Consider the following 15,749-nt stretch of genomic DNA (forward strand, 5'->3'; position numbering starts at 1 on the left):
CGCACGCGCGGGTCCGAGAGGTCCGCCGCGGCCCGGTCCGGCGCGCGACACCGTGCCGGCTCGCCCGGCGGGCTCTTCCCGCGCAGCGCCTCCGGCACGCCGGGGAGGCCGGGGACCGGCGGCAGCGGGACCGCCCCGTCCGCACCGCCCACGGGATGAGGGGATCGGGGCGGGCCCCGGCGCGTGCCGCCGCCGCGGAACCGCCGAGGGGCAGAAGCCCGCCGCACCGACCGGGGCGAGGGGCTGCTGCTCGCGGGCGAGCGCGCCGAGGGCGAAGGACAGGTCCCGAGGCCGCTCCCGCACAGGGAGGAGCGGGCACGGGTGACGGACGGACCGGCTCCGACAGACACCGGCGGACGGGACGCGCACGGGCCGGATCGCGCAGGCCGTCGCGGGACGCGTCGTACCGAACCCGGACCAGCGGCTGCTCCGGCGTCTGTCACGCGCAGAGCGTCATGGCGCCCTCGTGGGAACCCCGGTCACGGTCGTGCCGCGAGGAGGCGGCGGGCGGTCAGGGCCAGGGTGACCTCGACCAGGTCGGCGGGGCGGGACAGGGAACGGCCGGTCAACTGCTCGTAGCGGCGCAGGCGGTTCAGGACGGTGTTGCGGTGGCAGTACAGCCGCCTGCTCGCCCGCTGCGCGGAGCCGTCACAGGCCAGCCAGGTGGCCAGGGTGTCCAGCAGCACGTCGGCGTCGGCCGGTTCCAGCCGTGCCAGCGGGCCGAACGCGCGCTCCACCAGCAGGGCGGCCAGGGACGGGCAGGACACCACGAGGGCCTCGGGAAGGTGGCCGTCGAGCCGCACCGTGCCGCCCGCGTCCGGGCACAGCCGCAGGGCGGTGTCCGCCAGCCGGCGCCCCTCGCCGACGGCGGCCAGTCCGTCGACGGCCAGGCCGATCCCGACGCGCAGCCCGGGCGGCGCGTCGGCCGGCGCGGGCACGACGCCGTCCTCGACGAGGACGATGCCGTGATCCGTCTCCGGCCCGGTGTGCCAGTGCACCCGCGCGCTCGGCGGCCACAGGGCGCGCACGGCGCCGGCGGACCGCGCGCCCGCGACCGCGACGACGACGTACCGTCCCTGCTCGGGCAGACCGAGCGCCTGTGCGGTCTCCGGCAGGTCGGCGATGCGGCCGGTGCCGTCGAGCAGGGCGGCGGCCAGCAGCCGCACCCGGTTCTCGCGCCGCCAGGCGAGCTGCCGCTCGGTCTGCCGGTAGGCGTCCGCGACGAGCGTGCAGTGCTCGTCCACGAAGTCCCAGACGTCGCCCGCCACATGCACCAGGAGCCGGACGTCCTCGGGAGCGGTGCGGGAGGTCACGTCGACGAGTTCCTGCCACACCAGGGAGCCGCCCAGCCGGAAGGCGTGCAGCAGCGCGTCCAGCGGCAGCCCCTGCTCGGCGCGGGAGACCCCGATGCGCCAGGAGCAGCGGTGCGCGGCCTCCCGGGTGCCGCGCGGGTCGAGCAGGGAAGTGACGCTGTGCCGCAGCGAACGGTGCACCTCCTGCCAGGTGCCCGGGTGGTCGTCGTCCAGCGCGGGCCGGTAAGCCGGTTCGCGTTCCCGCAGGGCGGCGACCAGCCGGTCGGTGAGGCCGGGCAGGTCGTCCAGCAGCACCCGGGCGGCGCGGTGCAGCACCCGCAGGGCCTCGGCGTCGATCAGCGACCGGGTGTGCGGTCCGCGCGCCCGGGGCGCGGCCTGCGGCCCCGGGCGGAGCGCGGGTCGTGGCCGTACGGCAGGGTGCATCGCGGTTCCCCCAGGGTCGGCTGGCGCGTCCTTGGTCGAAGAATGACATACCGTCCGGTCGGTCCCTAGAGTTGTGCAGCGGTCTTTTCCGCCTGCTCCACCAGACGCGCCAGCTCCATCCGGGAGCGGACACCGAGCGCGGCGAAGACGTTGCGCAGGTGGTAGTCGACGGTGCGGGTGCTCACCGACAGGCTCAGGGCCACCTCCCGGTTGGTGAGCCCCTGCGCGACGCCGCGGGCGATGCGCATCTGCTGCGGCGTGAGCCGGGACAGCCCGTGCGGCACGGCCCCGCCCGGGACCGAGACTCCCTCCGCCCCGGCCACCCCGTTCGCCCGCAGCTCCGCCGCCGCCTGATGCGCCCACGGGCGGGCGCCGCAGCGCTCGAAGCCGAGCAGCGCGGCCCGCAGCTGGGCGCGGGCCTCGCCGAGCCGCCGCCGGCGGCGCAGCCACTTGCCGTACAGCAGCTCGGTGCGGGCCCGCTCGAAGTCACCCGCGGCCTCCCCGTGCCGTCGCAGCGCCTGCCGGTACACCGGATCGGCGGCCTCCGGCGGGGCCAGCAGGGCCCGGCAGCGCAGCAGTTGCGCGGGGGCCTGGGGGTCGGCGTCGCACGCCGACCAGCGTGCGAAGTCCTCGACCGCCTCCCGCGCCTGCTCCGGCTGCCCGGCGAGGGCGCACGCCTCCACGTAACACGGCACGGCGAGCATCCAGACGGCGAAGTGGCCGCGCCCCGGGCCGGGCCGCACCAACGGGCCGAGCCGCTCGGCGGCCTCACGGGGCCGGCCGTGGCCCAGATCCGCCCGGGCGGCCGCCCACTGGGCCAGCGCGGCGGCCTGGGCCAGCCCGTGCCGGCGAGCGGTGGCCAGCGCGGCCGTCACATGCTCGGCGACGGTCTGCGCCTCGCCCTCGATCGACGCCGCCAGGGCCAGTACGGCGTGGTGGTGCGCGGCGGTGTTGCGCTGCCCGGTGCGGTACGCGCTGCGCAGCCCCTCCTCGGCGTGCGTCCGGGCCAACGCGTGCCGGCCCGCCCGGAGTTCGCCGTAGGCCAGATATTCCAGGGCCCGCGCCTCGTGCACCGCGGACCGGTTCGTGCGCGCCACCGCGAGCGCCCGCGCCCCGGCCCGCCGGGCGGCGGCGGTGTCTCCGAGCAGAAGAGCCGCCGAGGCGGCCCGCAGAAGCCGCCCGGGCTCACCGGCCGCACCCGGCGACCGCGACGAGCCGCCTGCCGTCCGTGGCGGTCGGTCGGGGTCGTGTGCGGTGTGCGGTGGCTGTGCCGGGGTGTCTGTTGTGTGTGCCGGTCGGTCCGGGTTGCTCGCTGTGTGCGGCGGTTGTCGTCGGTCGTCTGTTGGGTGCGGAGGCCGGTCCCGGGCGTCTGCCGCGGGCGTTGACGGCTCGCGGTCGCCCACCGTGACCGGCGGCTCCGCGGCGGAATCGCCCGCCGCGTGCGGCGGCTGTCCCCAGCCGTCCGCTGTGCGCGGCGGTTGCTCCGAGGCGTCCGTCGTGGTCGGTGGCCGTCCGGGGGCGTTGGCCGCGGGCGTCGGATGCTCCCGGTCGCCCCTCGCGCCCCGCGCCTCCGCGGGATCGCCCGTGGCGTGCCGGAGCGCTTCGCGGTCGCCCGCCGTCCACGCGCCGTCCACGACCCGCCGCAGGGGCGCGGTGGCCAGGTCGAAGCGGCCCTCCAGGACGGCTCGCATGCCCGCGCGGTGGTCCCGCAGGACCGCCGACGGTACGGCCGCGCTGCCGCCCGGCCGGTCCACCGGGCGCGGACACGGGCCCCCGGGCGGAGCGCCCTCGCCGTTCCGGTCGTCGGTGTGCCCCCCGCTGTCGGCGTCGGACCGCAGGCGGTCCCCGGCCGGTTCCTCCGCCAGCGCCCGCAGGCACGCCGCGCGGTCGCCCGCCGCCCAGGCGGCGTCCGCGGCGGCCAGGGCGGCCTCGGCGGATCGCTCCGGGTCGTGCGGAGCGAACAACTCCGCGGCCAGGAGCAGCGTCTCGCGGGCGTCGTCGACCGGTCCGTCCCAGCGCAGCACCGCCCCGCGCAGCAGCTCGGCACGCGCGCGTACCGCCGAGGGCGCCGGGCGACCGCGGGCCGTGTCGAGCAGGCGCAGCGCCCGGTCGGACTGCCCGGCCAGCAGGGCCTGTTCGGCGGCGGCCGTGTACCACCGGACCTGCCGGGCGCCGTCCGACGCGAGGTCGGCGGCGCGGGTGAGGGCCGTGCAGCGCAGCGCGGGCGGCGCCGAGGGGTCCGGGCCGGCCGCGGCGGCGGCGAGGTCGGCCGCGAGCGCGGCGGCCGGAGCCGTGACGGCCCACGAACGGTGCAGCAGCGCCGGCAGAGCGCCCCCGTCGGGCAGCGCGCGGGCCAACGCGGCGTGGGCGGCACGGCGCCGCTCGGCCGACGCACCGGCGTACACCGTGCGGCACAGCACCGTGCTGTGGAAGCCGATCCGGCCGTCGGAACCCCGGAGCGGCTCGGGCAGCGGGGCGGCACCCGGTGAGAGCCGGCTGCCGCCGGGACCGTACCCGCCCGCGTCGTCGGCGAGCGGCTCCGGCAGCGCGGGACCGGCACACGGCACGGCCCCGGCGAGCCGCGCGGCGGCGCGCCGCAGGACACCGGCCTCGACGGTCGGCTCACCCGACACCTGTACGGCCGCTGCGGTCAGCACCAGCAGGTCCCGCTGCGCGGCCGGCAGACCGGTGAGGTGGCCGCCGGCCAGCGAGGCGAGGGTCTCGGCGTCGGCCAGAGGGCACGGCAGCGGCGCGAGCCCGCGCCTCTGCGCCGGGGTCAGGCGGTCGAGCACCCGCAGCAGCAGGCCGGGATTGCCCTGCGCCGCGGCCGAGATCTCGTCGCGCACCCGGGGGTCGAGCGCGTCCTGCGCGGCCTCCTCCAGCAGGGCGGCGGCGTCCGGCGCAGGCAGCGGGGCCAGGCGCAGCAGCGGCAGACCGGCGAACTCGGGATCCACGGGCCGGTGCCCGGCGACGGTGAGCAGGAGCGCGACCCGGCCCCCGTCGGCGAGGCGGGCGGCGAGCCGGCCCAGCGCGGCCCGGGAGGCGGCGTCCCACAGGTGGGCGTCGTCGACGCACAGGAGGACGGTCCCGGACGCGGCCGTGCCCTCCAGCGCGGCGACGAGGTCCCGCACCGGGCCGGCGGCGCGGACCGCGGGGACCCCGGCCGCGTCGCACAGCGCGCGGAGTCCGTCCGACGGCTGCCGGCAGCTCCCGGGGCGGGCGCGTACGGTCACGACGGGCCCGGCGGTGAACGCGTCGGCGGCGAAGGCGAGGAAGGCCGACCGGCCGCCTCCGGGCTCGCCGGTCACGACACAGGCCCCACCCCCGCGCAGCCGGTCCCACAGCGCGGCCACCACCCGCACCTGGGAACCCGGCCGGTACCGCGGCGCGGCGGGTCCCAGAGTCGTCAGTCCGGTCATTCCTGTGACCTTACTGACGCGTAAGGAAGCGCGGAAGCCTTACGTCCGGGTAGGCCGTCCAGGCCGTCGCGGCCGTCACCTGCGGGTTCCCGGGAATCCGGCGGAGCACGGCCTGTGCCGCGGCACAACGCACGCGCCCCCGCCCGGTGCACCCGCACAACGCCGGCGGCGACCACCGCCACGGGTGGTCGCCGCCGGATCACGGGCCGCCGGTCGGCGCGGGTGCGACAGCCGGTCAGGAGGTGTGCGGGCAGTTGCCCCGGTACTCCTCGATGGTCAGGCTCGGCCGCGGCAGCGGGCACAGGAACTGCTCGTAGCGGGTGTCGTTGTCGATGAACCGCTTCAGCCACGAGATGCTGTACTTCGCGATCGTCGTGTTGGAGGTGTTCGGCGTGAAGTGGGTGGCGCCGTTCAACTCCAGGTACGCGCGGTCGAGGGAGCTGGGGAGAGCGCTGTAGAAGGGCTCGGCGTGGGTGGCGACGGGGGCGATCGTGTCACCGTCGGCGCCGACGATCAGCGTGGGCGTCTGGATCTCGGGCCAGGTCTTGTCGAGGTTCCACGGGGTCAGCGGGATCGCCGCCTGCAGCGAAGGCCGCGTCTTCGCCGCCTCCAGGCTGCCGCCGCCGCCCATCGAGTGGCCCATGACACCGAGCCGGGTGGCGTCGACACGGCCGCGGACCGAGCTGCTGCGGGTGAGGTAGTCGAGGGCGGCGAGCAACTGGTCTCCCCGGGAGTCCGGCTGGTCCAGCGTGGTGAGCGTGTCGATGGTGAAGACCACGAACCCCTGGGACGCCAGCCGCGGGCCGAGCCAGGAGATCGAGGACTGGGTGCCGGTGTAGCCGGGCGAGACGGCCACCGCGCCGAAGGTGCCGTCGGCGGTGCTGGTCGGGTAGTAGATGGTGCCGCCGCCGAAGCCGGTGACGGCGAGCCGGGAGACGGACGTCTCCGAGACGGCGTACGGGCCGCGGAGCGCCTCGATGCTCGATTCGGTCGGCGCCGGACCGCGCTCGTAGGGGTTGTCCGCACCGTGGGCCGCCGGCCCGCCGAGCATGGTCAGGCCGACGACGGCCGTGACCGCGGCGGCGAGGGCGGCGAGCCGTCCGGAACCCCGGAGGGTGCCGCGACCGGTTGGCCGGTCGGGGCGGGCCGGGTGCGGACGGTGGGCCGGTGCCGTGGTGCTGGTGCGCGGGTGCTGCACGACGAGTCGTCCTCTCTGTCGTCTGTCGTGGCGAGCCGCCCGTTCGGAGCCGACGGCGCGCACAGGCGCGCGACGGCCGAAGGACGCCGCCGATGGGCTGGCGGTGCCACTGTCGGTGCCGTGCGGGCGGGACGGGACCGGCAATGTCACCGGTCTCGTGCGGACGCGCACCGCCGCGTCGCGGAGCGAAGGCGGGGCGAAGTGGCGTATGACTGGGTGGACTTGCCCAACGCGGTGGCCAGGGAGGCCGGATGACGGGTCGTACGGAATCGATCGAATCGATGGAGCAGCTCGCCGTGGTCTGGCGGGCCATGGTGCTCGACCGGGATGCCGAGGCCGACGTGCGGGACCTGCCGGGCATCGCTGTCCGCTGGGCCGACTGCCGGTTCGCGTTCTGGAACTGCGTCACGCTGACCGAGGTCGACGCGGACGCCGCGCTGGTCGCCCGGCGCCTCGGCCAGGCGGCCGAGATCATGCGCGCGAAGAAGCACCCGGGGTTCCTGTGGCTCTTCGAGGACCTGCTCGGCGACGAGGCGCGCGGGGCGGTGCGGACGGCGGCCGAGCGGGCGGGCCTCGCGTACGCCTTCCCCGGCACCGGCATGGCCGGCGACCTCCTGCCCCTCCCCGAACCGGCCCACCCGGAGCTGACGTTCGTCCGGGTGACCACGGAGGAGCAGCTGGAGGCGTACGCGGACCTGAACTCACGCGCCTACGGCTTCCCGCTGGAGGACGGCCGCGACGGGCTGCTCGGGTCCGCGCTGTGGAAGAACCAGGTGTACGCCTACCTGGGGCTGCGGGACGGCGTCCCGGTGACGTGCGCCGCGACGGTGGAGGCGGACGGCCGGCTGTTCGTCGTGCTCGTCGCCACGGACCCCGCGTGGCAGCGCAGGGGCTACGGGGAAGCGGTGACCCGGAAGGCCCTGTACGAGGGCGCCCGGGCCACCGGCCTGACCCGCGCCACGCTGCACGCGACGGCGGCGGGGGCGCCCGTGTATCCCCGCATCGGCTTCAAGCCGAACTCGCCGGTGCGTTTCTACAGCCTGAAGGAGTGAACCGCCCGCCACCGGCCCGACGGCCTGCCGGCGCACGCCGTCGGGCCGGTACCGGTGCGATGGATCACCAGGGAAGGGGCCGGCCGTCGCGGTAGAAGCCGCCGGTGGGGCCGTCGTCGGGGAGTTCCGCGGCCCACACCACACCGGCGGCGCCCTCCCGGACGGGCCGGCCGCCGGGGCCGCCCATGTCGGTGGCGACCCAGCCGGGACAGACGGCGTTCACCAGGATCCGGTCGCCGCGGAGTTCGTCGGCGAGCATCCGGGTGAGCGCGTTCAGGCCCGTCTTGGTGACGGTGTAGGCGGGGGTGCCGCCTCCCATGCCGGCCAGCGAGGCCGCTTCGCTGCTGACGTTGACGATTCTGCCGTGGCCGCTGCGCCGCAGCAGGGGGAGGAAGGCCTGCACGGTGCGCCAGGGGCCGTAGAGGTTGGTCTCGGCGGCCTCCGCGACGACACCGAGGTCGGCGGTCGCGGCGCGCTGCCATGTGTCGTAGGTGATCGCCGCGTTGTTGACGAGTACGTCCAGCCGCCCGAACCGCTCGGCCACGTCCCGTGCGGCGGCCGTGACGCTGTCCGGGTCGCGGACGTCCAGCCGCAGCGGGTGGACGAGGGAGCCGTCCCGGCCCAGCTGCTCCGCCGCCTCCTCCGCGTGCGCCAGGGTGCGTGCGGTGAGGACCACGGTGTGCCCGTGGGCGGCCAGCAGGCGGCAGACCTCGTGTCCGATGCCCCGGTTGGCGCCGGTGACGAGGGAGACCGTGGGGCCGGGCTCGGCCGTGGGACGGGTCATGGTGGGGCTCCTGCCTGCGGAAGAGGTCGTGTGCCGATCCTCGGCCGGACGGAGGGGAGTTGTCCAAGACGTTCCGTCAGGGGGATGCGTGACGGGGTGCGCACCCGTGTGCTCCCAGGCGGTGCGTACGGGCCAGGGTCAGCCGGATGGCGTAACGAGGAAATGATTCGGCGGGTGAAAGGGGCGGACGGGGCGTGGTTCCGGCCGCGGTGAGCACTGATCATGGGCGCGTGCCCGGCCGGGCGGCCCCGCCGCAGCCGCCGGCACGGTTCTCCTTTCCCCGCCTTCCTCTGAGAGGTCCGTCATGCCTGTCCGTCGTCTGCTGACCGCTGCCCTCGGTTCCCTCGCTCTCACCCTGGGTCTGCTCGGCGCCGGCACCGCCACCGCGACCCCGGCGGCCGCCGATCCGTGCGGCTTCTACGAGACCGGCTCCGACGCCTACTACAACCACTGCACCTCCGACGGCTCCCACGTCGTGATCAAGGTCGAGGTGGCCCTGGCGCCCGACTACGAGCGGTGCGTGGCCCCGGGCCGGACCTGGCTGGGTTCCGCCGGCAAGATCCAGGGCGCCTACTACGTGGGCCGCACCTGCTGATCCGTCGGCGGCTGCGCCGGGTCAGATGGTCATCGGCTCCTGGAGCCAGCGGCTGATCCGGTACGGCAGCCACCAGGCGAGCGGGCCGGCCTCCAGCACGAGCTTCTCGCCGCGGAAGTCGTCGAGCACGGCGGCCGGCACCGAGTCCGCCGGCGCTCCGTAGGCCAGACGCTCGATCGCCCGCTCGTAGTGCGGCTCGTCGGCGGTGAAGCGGCGCAGTTCCCCCCAGCGGCGGTCCCGTATCTGCACGAAGCCCGGGCCCTTGCGCCACAGGCACTTGCACAGATAGTGGCCCTGCCGCCAGGCGCGCAGTGCCTCGGCGGCCTCGGCGGGCCCCTCGATACGCCGGGGCGGCTGCAGGTGGCTGAGGACCTGCCAGGTGCCGTCCGGCGTCGGGGGCAGCCGCAGGTCCCACTCGACCAGGACGGCCCGCGCGGTCAGGTCCCGCACCAGGCTCAGCGCGCCCACCGCCGCGGCGGCCCGCTCGTCGTCCCCTCCCGAAGCGAGGTCCACGGTCGCGGGCAGCCGCACGCGCCGGGCGCCCAGCCGCCAGAGCCGCTCGCTCTCCCCCTCCAGCGGACCGGGAAGGGCGAGTTCGCCCAGGAACATGCCGGGGAGTGCGCAGGCGGCGGGGTCGTAGTCGCGCCAGGCGAGGACGGCGGGCGGACTCGTGGTGCTCGACGTGCTCATGGGCGTACTCCTCCTCGGGGCGCGGTCACGCGTGGACGGGCTCGGCCCGCGTCGCGTAGGTGTGGCGCATGAAGTCCAGCCGCAGCAGATCCTCGTTGACGGCGGCCGGGGCGATGTGCACGTACTGCCCGCCGTCGGTGAAGACGATCCCGAGGCGGAGCCAGTGGTCGAGGAGGCGCTGCGCACCCGCCTCGTCCCGGGCCGCTCCGGGCGCGCCGCGCGCGGCCTTGCGGGTGAGGGCGGCGACGGTGTGCGGCTGGTCGAGGAGGCGGAACGCGGCCAGCTCGAAGGGGTCGGCCAGCTCGGTCGTCCGCCAGTCGAAGGCGCGGCGCCGGGAGACCAGGACGATCCGGTCGCCCAGGTCGGCGTGGGTCAGGCGGGCGTCGGCGTGGTGCTTCTTCCACGCGGCCAGGGCGTCGTTCAGCGCGGTGACGGTCGGTTCGCCGATGCCCCGCTCCGGTGCCTCGAAGACGTACGCGAGGTCGTACAGCTCCTCCTCGGGCAGGTCGTAGGTGAAGCGGTAGTGCTCCTCGGGCCGCAGGCCCGTGAAGCCGAGTTCGGGCCGCTCGAAGTAGGGGCTGAAGCGTTCGATGGCGATCCGGGCCGACAGGTCGACCGGCGGGTCGAGATGTTCCAGCGCCGGTATCTGGGCGATCACCGGCTCGTAGTCCCGGTCGGTCTCCCCGGGGAAGCCGTGCAGGTAGTTCCAGGCGACCGACAGACCGGTCTCGGCGCCGTCACGGAGCATCCGGACGTTCTGGCAGCCGCTGACGCCCTTGTCCATCAGGTCCAGGACCCGGTGGTTGAGCGACTCGATGCCGGGCTGGACGTAGATCATCCCCGCGTCGGCGAGGGTACGGAGCTGGGGGCGGCGCATGTTGGCCTTGATCTCGATGTGCAGCCGCAGGTCGTACCCGCTGTCGATGATCCTGGGCAGCACGGTCGTCAGGTAGCCCATGTCGAGGATGTTGTCCACGACGTACATGTCCAGGACCCGGTGGCGGCGGGCCAGTTCGACGATCTCCTCGTAGAAGGTGTCCGGGCTCTTGGAACGGAACTGCATGAACGATCCGTTGAGCCCGCAGAAGGTGCAGTGGTGCTTCTCCCCCCACCAGCAGCCGCGGGCGCCCTCGACGACCAGCTTGGGTTCGACCCAGTGACGGGCGGCGGAGGCGGCGAGGCGCTCGAAGTAGCCGCTGTAGTCGGGCGGCAGGATCGCGGCGGGCGGCAGCGGACGGGTGGCCATCGGGTTGGCACGGCTCGCGCCGCCGGCTGCCCGGTGGCACAGTCCGGGCACCCCGGCGAGGTCCGAGCCGTCGGCGAGCGCGGTGAGCAGCTGCGGGAAGGCCGCCTCCCCCTCGCCGCGTACGACGTGGTCGACGAACGGGAAGTTGCGGTGGACGGCGGCGCCCTGCGCGCCGTCGCAGTTGGCCCCGCCCAGCACGGTGACGATGTGCGGGGCGAGCTGCTTGACCCGCCGGGCGGCGGCCAGCGCCGCGGTGTTCTGCTGGAAGGTGGAGGTGAACCCGACGACATCGGGTGCCTGCGCGACGATCCGCCGCGCGATCTCGTCCACGAACTCCGGCACCACCCGGTGCAGTGCCCGGGTCATGGCCATCCGCGACTTCTTCAGCTTCCCGCGCATCACCGCGGTGAACTCCTCCTCGCGCCAGTGCGGATCGTCGTACAGGGCGGAGGAGAACACCCAGTCGCCGCAGCCCATGAAGTAGGACGACAGGGCGTAGTACTCGTAGTCGTCGCCGGTGAACGGGGTGCGCGCGGTGATCCAGTCGGTGAATTCGAGGTTGGCGTGCAGGACCTCGGCCTCGGCGCCGGGCACGCGCTCGTCCACGCTGCGTTTGAGGATCCCCAGCGCGAGGGACGGGAGGTCGATGGGCGACCAGGGCATGTTGACCAGCAGGACACGCATGTCGGCTCCTCGGGGAGGGGGGACCGGCCGGCCCGGCGGCGCACCGCCGGGCCGGCCGGCGGGGGTCAGTCCTCTTCCGCGTCCTCGGCGTTGCGGAACGGGACGGTGACGGTGATGCCGACGCTCGGCTTGCGGTTCTCCTCGTCACCCGCGAGCGGGTCGTTGTGGATGATGTCCTTCTGCACGGGACCTTCTCCTCTCCGTGAGGTGTTCGGCGGTGTGGTGCTCCCCGCTCCGGGCGGAGCGGGGCGTCTGGGGCCGGTGGTGCGCCGGGCCGCGCAGTTCCCGGTCGAGGAAGACCACGCCCCGGCGCAGCACGGTGACGTGGTCGCCGCCGTCGTAGCCGTCGTGGCCGGAGTCCAGCCACAGCGCCGCGTGCCGCACCCCGGCGGCGCGCAGCGCGGCGAGGTAGGCGCGGATCTGACCGGGCGGGCACTTGGCGTCATGGATGGCGGCCGCCACGAGCAGCGGGGCGCGGACCGCGGCGGCGTAGTGGATCGGTGAGCTGCGCGCATACCGTTCGGGCACCTCGTCGGGGGTGCCGCCGAACAGCCGCTCGTCCAGGGCGCGCAGCGCGGGAGTGGTGGTGCGGTACGCGGCCGCGCAGTCGGCGACCGGCTTCACCGCGACCCCCGCCTGCCACAGGCCGGGGCGGGTGCCGAGGGCGAGCAGCACGAGGTAGCCGCCCCAGGAGGTGCCCCACAGCCCCACGGCGTCCGCGCGGATCAGCCGGCGGGCGACGAGGTCGGCGCGGACGGACGCCAGGTCCGCGACCTGGGTGAGTCCGACACCGTCCCGGAAGGCCCGCCGCCAGCGCGGCCCGTAGCCGGTGGAGCCGCGGTAGTTGACGCGGACGACCGCGAAACCGGACGCGACGAGGGAGTGGACGACGCCGTCGTAGGCGTCCCGGTCGTGGTCGGCGGGCCCGCCGTGCACCAGGAACACCGCCGGGACCGGACCGCGCGGCGCGTCGGGCAGGCTGAGCAGGCTGTGCACGGGGCCGTCCGGGCCGGGCGTCCACACGTCCCGGTGGGTACCGGGGAACGGCTGGGGCAAGGCGGGCAGTTCGGGCAGGGCGGTGCCCCGGGTGGAGCACAGGCGGGGCGGACGGCCGGCGGCCGTCCAGAGGTAGTGCAGGTCGCCCCCGGGCCGGGTGGCGGCGTCCAGCACGGTGCCCGGGGGAGTGGGGACGGGGGAGAGGGTGCGCGCGGTGAGGTCGGCGCGGTGCAGCGTCGAGCGGCCGTGGCGGTCCTGCCGTACCAGGACGGACCGGCCGTCCGGGTCCCAGCGGGCGGTGATCTCCGTGTCGAAGGCGCACCAGTCGTGCGTGGCGGGGCCGCTGCCGGGCCGCCAGGACGCCAGGACGTAGCCGTCCTCCCGCTCGCGGATCAGCAGGAGTTCCTCGCGGTCGGGGCCGGGGGCGAAGCCCAGGGACCACAGCCGGCCGGTGTCGCCGCCGGGCAGGACGGCCCGTACGACACCGTCGCAGGTGAGCACGGTGACCGCGTCGGCGCCGGCGAGCGCCAGCAGCCGGCCCCCGGGGGTGATGCCGGTGAGGGTGACATGGCCCGGGAGGCGGGCCACCGTGCGGGCCCGGCCGCCGCGCGGGCCCACGTGGACGGTGGTGGCGCGGCCGTCCCCGGCCGCGACGGCGACGGTGCCGTGGTCGCTCACCGCGAGGCCCCGGGGGAGCCCGGGCGGGACGTCGGTCAGACCGGGCCGGTCGGGACCGCCGGTGAAGGGCTGGAACCGCCAGCAGCCCGCCCCGTGCGCGTCCTCGTCGAACCACCACACGTGCGCGTCCCGGTCGACGGCGCCGTGCAGGGTGCCCCGGGCGCGCCGGGTGACCTGCCGCGCGCGACCGGCCGCGGCGTCCCAGGCGAACACCTCGCACCGGCCGCCGGCGTCGGCGGTGAACACCATCCTGGCCGGGTCGGCGGCGCACACCTCCGGCAACGCGGCCCGGTACACCTGGTAGCCGCCGCTCATCCGGTGACCTCCGCCGCTCGTCCCGCGGCCTCCGGTGCGAGCACGCCGCGCACCGGGCGCCGGGAGCTGTGCGCCGCCAGCAGGGCCAGCAGCACACCGCAGACGGCCGCGGGCGCCGCGGCGGACACCCGGTCGGCGAGGCCGCCGGCGAGGACCGGGGCCAGCGCGGCGGCACCCGTGGTCGCGGTGGCCAGCACCGCGCCGGTACGGGCCTGCAGCGCGGGCGCCGTGACCTGGACGGCCCGGGCCTGGAGCACGACGGAGGCGAGCGGCATCAGCAGGCACACCAGGCCGAACAGCAGCCCGTACGCCCACGCGCTCGTGACCACGGCGAGCGCGGCGGCGAGCGGGACGAGCAGCCAGGTCACGCCGGGGACGACCCGTGGCGCGCCGAACCGCCCCGCCACGCGCGGCGCGGCGAGCGCGCCCACCAGACCGGCGGCACCCGACAGGGCGAGGACCGCGCCCAGCACGGCGCCCGCGTGGCCGTCCCGCCGGAGGGTGAAGACGGCGCCGTAGTACAGCGCCACCACCACGGCGTTGACGGTGGCGCCCCACACCAGGACCAGCCGCAGCAGCGGAGCGGAACGCACCAGCCGCAGCCCGGCCGCGCCCTCCCGCAGCAGCCCCGCCCCGCGCTGCCGCGGCGACGCCGCCCTGAGGTCGGCACGCATGGCCGCAACGCACAGGGCGCTGACCAGGTAGGAGAGGGCGTCGGCGAGGAACGGCAGCGCGCGGGCGGCCTGGTAGAGGAGCCCGCCCAGCGCCGGGCCGGTGATCAGCGCGCCCTGGTCGGCGGCGGCGAGCCGGGCGATCGCCCGGGGCTGCTCGGGGCCCGGGCTGACCAGCGCGACCGTCCCGCGCGCCGCCGCCTCGAAGCAGGCGGTCGCCAGCCGCTCGACCAGTACGGCGGTGAGGATCAGGCCCAGCGGCGGGTGCCCGGCGGCCAGCGCGAGGGCCACGCAGCCCATCGCGAGCGCCGAGACGGCCGCGGACCCGGTCATCACGCGTTTGCGGGCACCCCGGTCGGCGGGAAGGGCGACGAGCGGGCCGAGGAGCAGCCCGAGGGCGGTGGAGGCACCGGCGATCAGACCGACGGTCTGGGGCGAGTTGCCCAGCCCCAGGAGGAGCAGCGGGAGCACGGTCCCCGAGGCCTGGCTGCCGACCCCGTCGGCGGCGTTGGCCCACCACAGGAGCCGGAAGTCACGTGGTTCCGCCCGCTGGTGGGACGGTCGTGCGGTCGACGCTGGCCGTTCCACAAGCACCTCACCAATGTGGCGAAATTGTGCAGAAAGTGTGGCGAGAGCGGAGCGAGCGGGAGCGTAATCGAGCGCGAACAAGCGTCACAAGAGCCCGAGGAGGCTGGCCGGATCCGTGTGGTGCGGCGGTGCGACGGGGCCGGTCCGCCGTACGCGCGAAGAGGGACTGATCCTTCCGCACCAACACGGCGGGACGCCGCCTTTCCGCCAGGGAAAACCCGCGACGGCGCCCATGCCCCTGCCCGGGTGGGCCGGACGGGCGGGCCGGAACGGGAGGCCGGCCGTCCGGGGCACGGCGGCACCGGCGGCGCGCCGCTTTCGGCCGAGAACGTGCGCCGCACCCACCCGCCGCGGGGCGCCCCGCCGTACGAGCACCCGGTCCACGCGAGGGGCGGGCCAGGGCGGCCGCCTGGATCATGCGGGCCGGCAGCGCGCGCCGCACGGTTCCCCGCGGCGGCGCGCACCTTCCGCCCGGGCCGTCGCGTCCGCGGACGGACTCACGCAGCGCGGGAGGCCGGAGCACCGGCGTGGCCGGGGGCCGGGTCGTCGGCGGTCGCGACGAGCGCGCCCGACGTGTCGCGGGCGACCCGGAGCACGGACGGAAAGCGGATGACGGCGAAGGCCCGCGACACCGGCCCGCCCCGCTCCTCGACGACCACCCGTGCCACGGGGGCGAGCCGGGCGGCGTACGCGGCGGCCGCCTCCTCCGCGCCGACCACGACGGCCAGCGCCTGCCGGCGCCCGCCCGGAAGACCGCGCGCGTACTCCAGGAACCCCGGCAGCCTCTCCCGGCACCTCGTGCAGCCGGGCAGGAAGAAGGCGACCGCCGTGTCGTCCAGCAACTGCTCCCGGTCCAGGGGTACGCCCTCGGTGGTGACGGTCCGGAAGGGGTGCACCCGCCCGCCCCGGGCGAGGCAGGACGCCGGGTCCCGGCCGGCCCGCGCCGGTTGCTCCGCCTGCTCCACGAGCCGTTGCATCGCCCCCACACAGAGCACCAGATCCCGCACGCAGAGCAGGCCCACGAGCGCGACCAGCCCGAACAGGACAGACATGTCACCTCCTCGCGCCATGGCGGACGGAACGGCTCGGCAAGGCCG

Annotated in this window: 11 protein-coding genes; 2 read left to right on the forward strand and 9 right to left on the reverse strand. The window is 76.1% G+C overall.

Annotation, left to right across the window (positions count from 1 at the left end):
* Nucleotides 1-479: 479 nt before the first annotated feature.
* The 3 genes from CCN44_RS21230 to bdeA form a co-directional block, all read right to left on the reverse strand.
* Nucleotides 480-1,736, reverse strand: coding sequence for a helix-turn-helix domain-containing protein (locus CCN44_RS21230; RefSeq protein ID WP_086698637.1), 1,257 nt, complete (start codon nt 1,734-1,736; stop codon nt 480-482).
* A 65-nt stretch (nt 1,737-1,801) separates the two neighbouring features.
* Complete coding sequence (locus tag CCN44_RS21235) at nt 1,802-5,155, reverse strand: helix-turn-helix transcriptional regulator (RefSeq protein WP_208639809.1); 3,354 nt, start codon at nt 5,153-5,155, stop codon at nt 1,802-1,804.
* A gap of 235 nt (nt 5,156-5,390) precedes the next feature.
* Complete coding sequence (bdeA, locus tag CCN44_RS21240) at nt 5,391-6,353, reverse strand: bis(hydroxyethyl) terephthalate hydrolase (protein ID WP_059256171.1); 963 nt, start codon at nt 6,351-6,353, stop codon at nt 5,391-5,393.
* Nucleotides 6,354-6,604: 251 nt separating this feature from the next.
* Here bdeA and CCN44_RS21245 point away from each other — a divergent pair, with 251 nt between their 5' ends.
* Entirely contained in the window at nt 6,605-7,405 is an 801-nt protein-coding gene (locus tag CCN44_RS21245) for a GNAT family N-acetyltransferase (RefSeq protein WP_059256173.1), read from the forward strand.
* Between the two features lie 64 nt (nt 7,406-7,469).
* On the opposite strand, the gene CCN44_RS21250 is transcribed toward CCN44_RS21245, so the two are convergent.
* On the reverse strand, nt 7,470-8,189 hold the full coding sequence (locus CCN44_RS21250; protein ID WP_086698640.1) for an SDR family oxidoreductase: 720 nt from the start codon (nt 8,187-8,189) through the stop codon (nt 7,470-7,472).
* A 304-nt stretch (nt 8,190-8,493) separates the two neighbouring features.
* On the opposite strand from CCN44_RS21250, the gene CCN44_RS21255 reads away from it, so the two are divergent.
* Nucleotides 8,494-8,784 carry a DUF6355 family natural product biosynthesis protein gene (locus tag CCN44_RS21255; protein ID WP_059256177.1) on the forward strand — a complete coding sequence of 97 codons (291 nt, stop codon included), beginning with the start codon at nt 8,494-8,496 and terminating at the stop codon, nt 8,782-8,784.
* Nucleotides 8,785-8,805: 21 nt separating this feature from the next.
* Here CCN44_RS21255 and CCN44_RS21260 read toward each other — a convergent pair whose 3' ends face one another.
* The 5 genes from CCN44_RS21260 to CCN44_RS21280 form a co-directional block, all read right to left on the reverse strand.
* On the reverse strand, nt 8,806-9,474 hold the full coding sequence (locus CCN44_RS21260; RefSeq protein ID WP_086698642.1) for a DUF5825 family protein: 669 nt from the start codon (nt 9,472-9,474) through the stop codon (nt 8,806-8,808).
* A 25-nt stretch (nt 9,475-9,499) separates the two neighbouring features.
* A complete protein-coding gene (locus CCN44_RS21265) occupies nt 9,500-11,404 on the reverse strand; it encodes a RiPP maturation radical SAM C-methyltransferase (RefSeq protein WP_086698646.1) in 1,905 nt (634 codons plus the stop codon).
* A gap of 144 nt (nt 11,405-11,548) precedes the next feature.
* Nucleotides 11,549-13,393 carry an alpha/beta hydrolase family protein gene (locus CCN44_RS21270; RefSeq protein WP_086698650.1) on the reverse strand — a complete coding sequence of 615 codons (1,845 nt, stop codon included), beginning with the start codon at nt 13,391-13,393 and terminating at the stop codon, nt 11,549-11,551.
* Nucleotides 13,390-14,652 carry an MFS transporter gene (locus CCN44_RS21275; protein ID WP_086698654.1) on the reverse strand — a complete coding sequence of 421 codons (1,263 nt, stop codon included), beginning with the start codon at nt 14,650-14,652 and terminating at the stop codon, nt 13,390-13,392. The genes CCN44_RS21270 and CCN44_RS21275 overlap by 4 nt, the downstream gene beginning before the upstream one ends.
* Nucleotides 14,653-15,149: 497 nt before the next feature.
* Nucleotides 15,150-15,704: a hypothetical protein gene (locus tag CCN44_RS21280; protein WP_086698657.1), complete on the reverse strand. Its 555-nt coding sequence runs from the start codon at nt 15,702-15,704 to the stop codon at nt 15,150-15,152.
* Between the last annotated feature and the right edge of the window lie 45 nt (nt 15,705-15,749).

The organism is Streptomyces tricolor (genome assembly GCF_002155905.1).
Taxonomy (GTDB): Bacteria; Actinomycetota; Actinomycetes; order Streptomycetales; family Streptomycetaceae; genus Streptomyces; species Streptomyces tricolor.

Coding starts and splice junctions, on each gene's coding strand:
- CCN44_RS21270 (WP_086698650.1), bottom strand. CDS start 13,393: ATGAGCGGCGGCTACCAGGTGTACCGGGCCGCGTTGCCGGAGGTGTGC.
- CCN44_RS21255 (WP_059256177.1), top strand. CDS start 8,494: ATGCCTGTCCGTCGTCTGCTGACCGCTGCCCTCGGTTCCCTCGCTCTC.
- CCN44_RS21250 (WP_086698640.1), bottom strand. CDS start 8,189: ATGACCCGTCCCACGGCCGAGCCCGGCCCCACGGTCTCCCTCGTCACC.
- CCN44_RS21260 (WP_086698642.1), bottom strand. CDS start 9,474: ATGAGCACGTCGAGCACCACGAGTCCGCCCGCCGTCCTCGCCTGGCGC.
- CCN44_RS21235 (WP_208639809.1), bottom strand. CDS start 5,155: ATGACCGGACTGACGACTCTGGGACCCGCCGCGCCGCGGTACCGGCCG.
- CCN44_RS21245 (WP_059256173.1), top strand. CDS start 6,605: ATGACGGGTCGTACGGAATCGATCGAATCGATGGAGCAGCTCGCCGTG.
- CCN44_RS21265 (WP_086698646.1), bottom strand. CDS start 11,404: ATGCGTGTCCTGCTGGTCAACATGCCCTGGTCGCCCATCGACCTCCCG.
- CCN44_RS21280 (WP_086698657.1), bottom strand. CDS start 15,704: ATGTCTGTCCTGTTCGGGCTGGTCGCGCTCGTGGGCCTGCTCTGCGTG.
- CCN44_RS21230 (WP_086698637.1), bottom strand. CDS start 1,736: ATGCACCCTGCCGTACGGCCACGACCCGCGCTCCGCCCGGGGCCGCAG.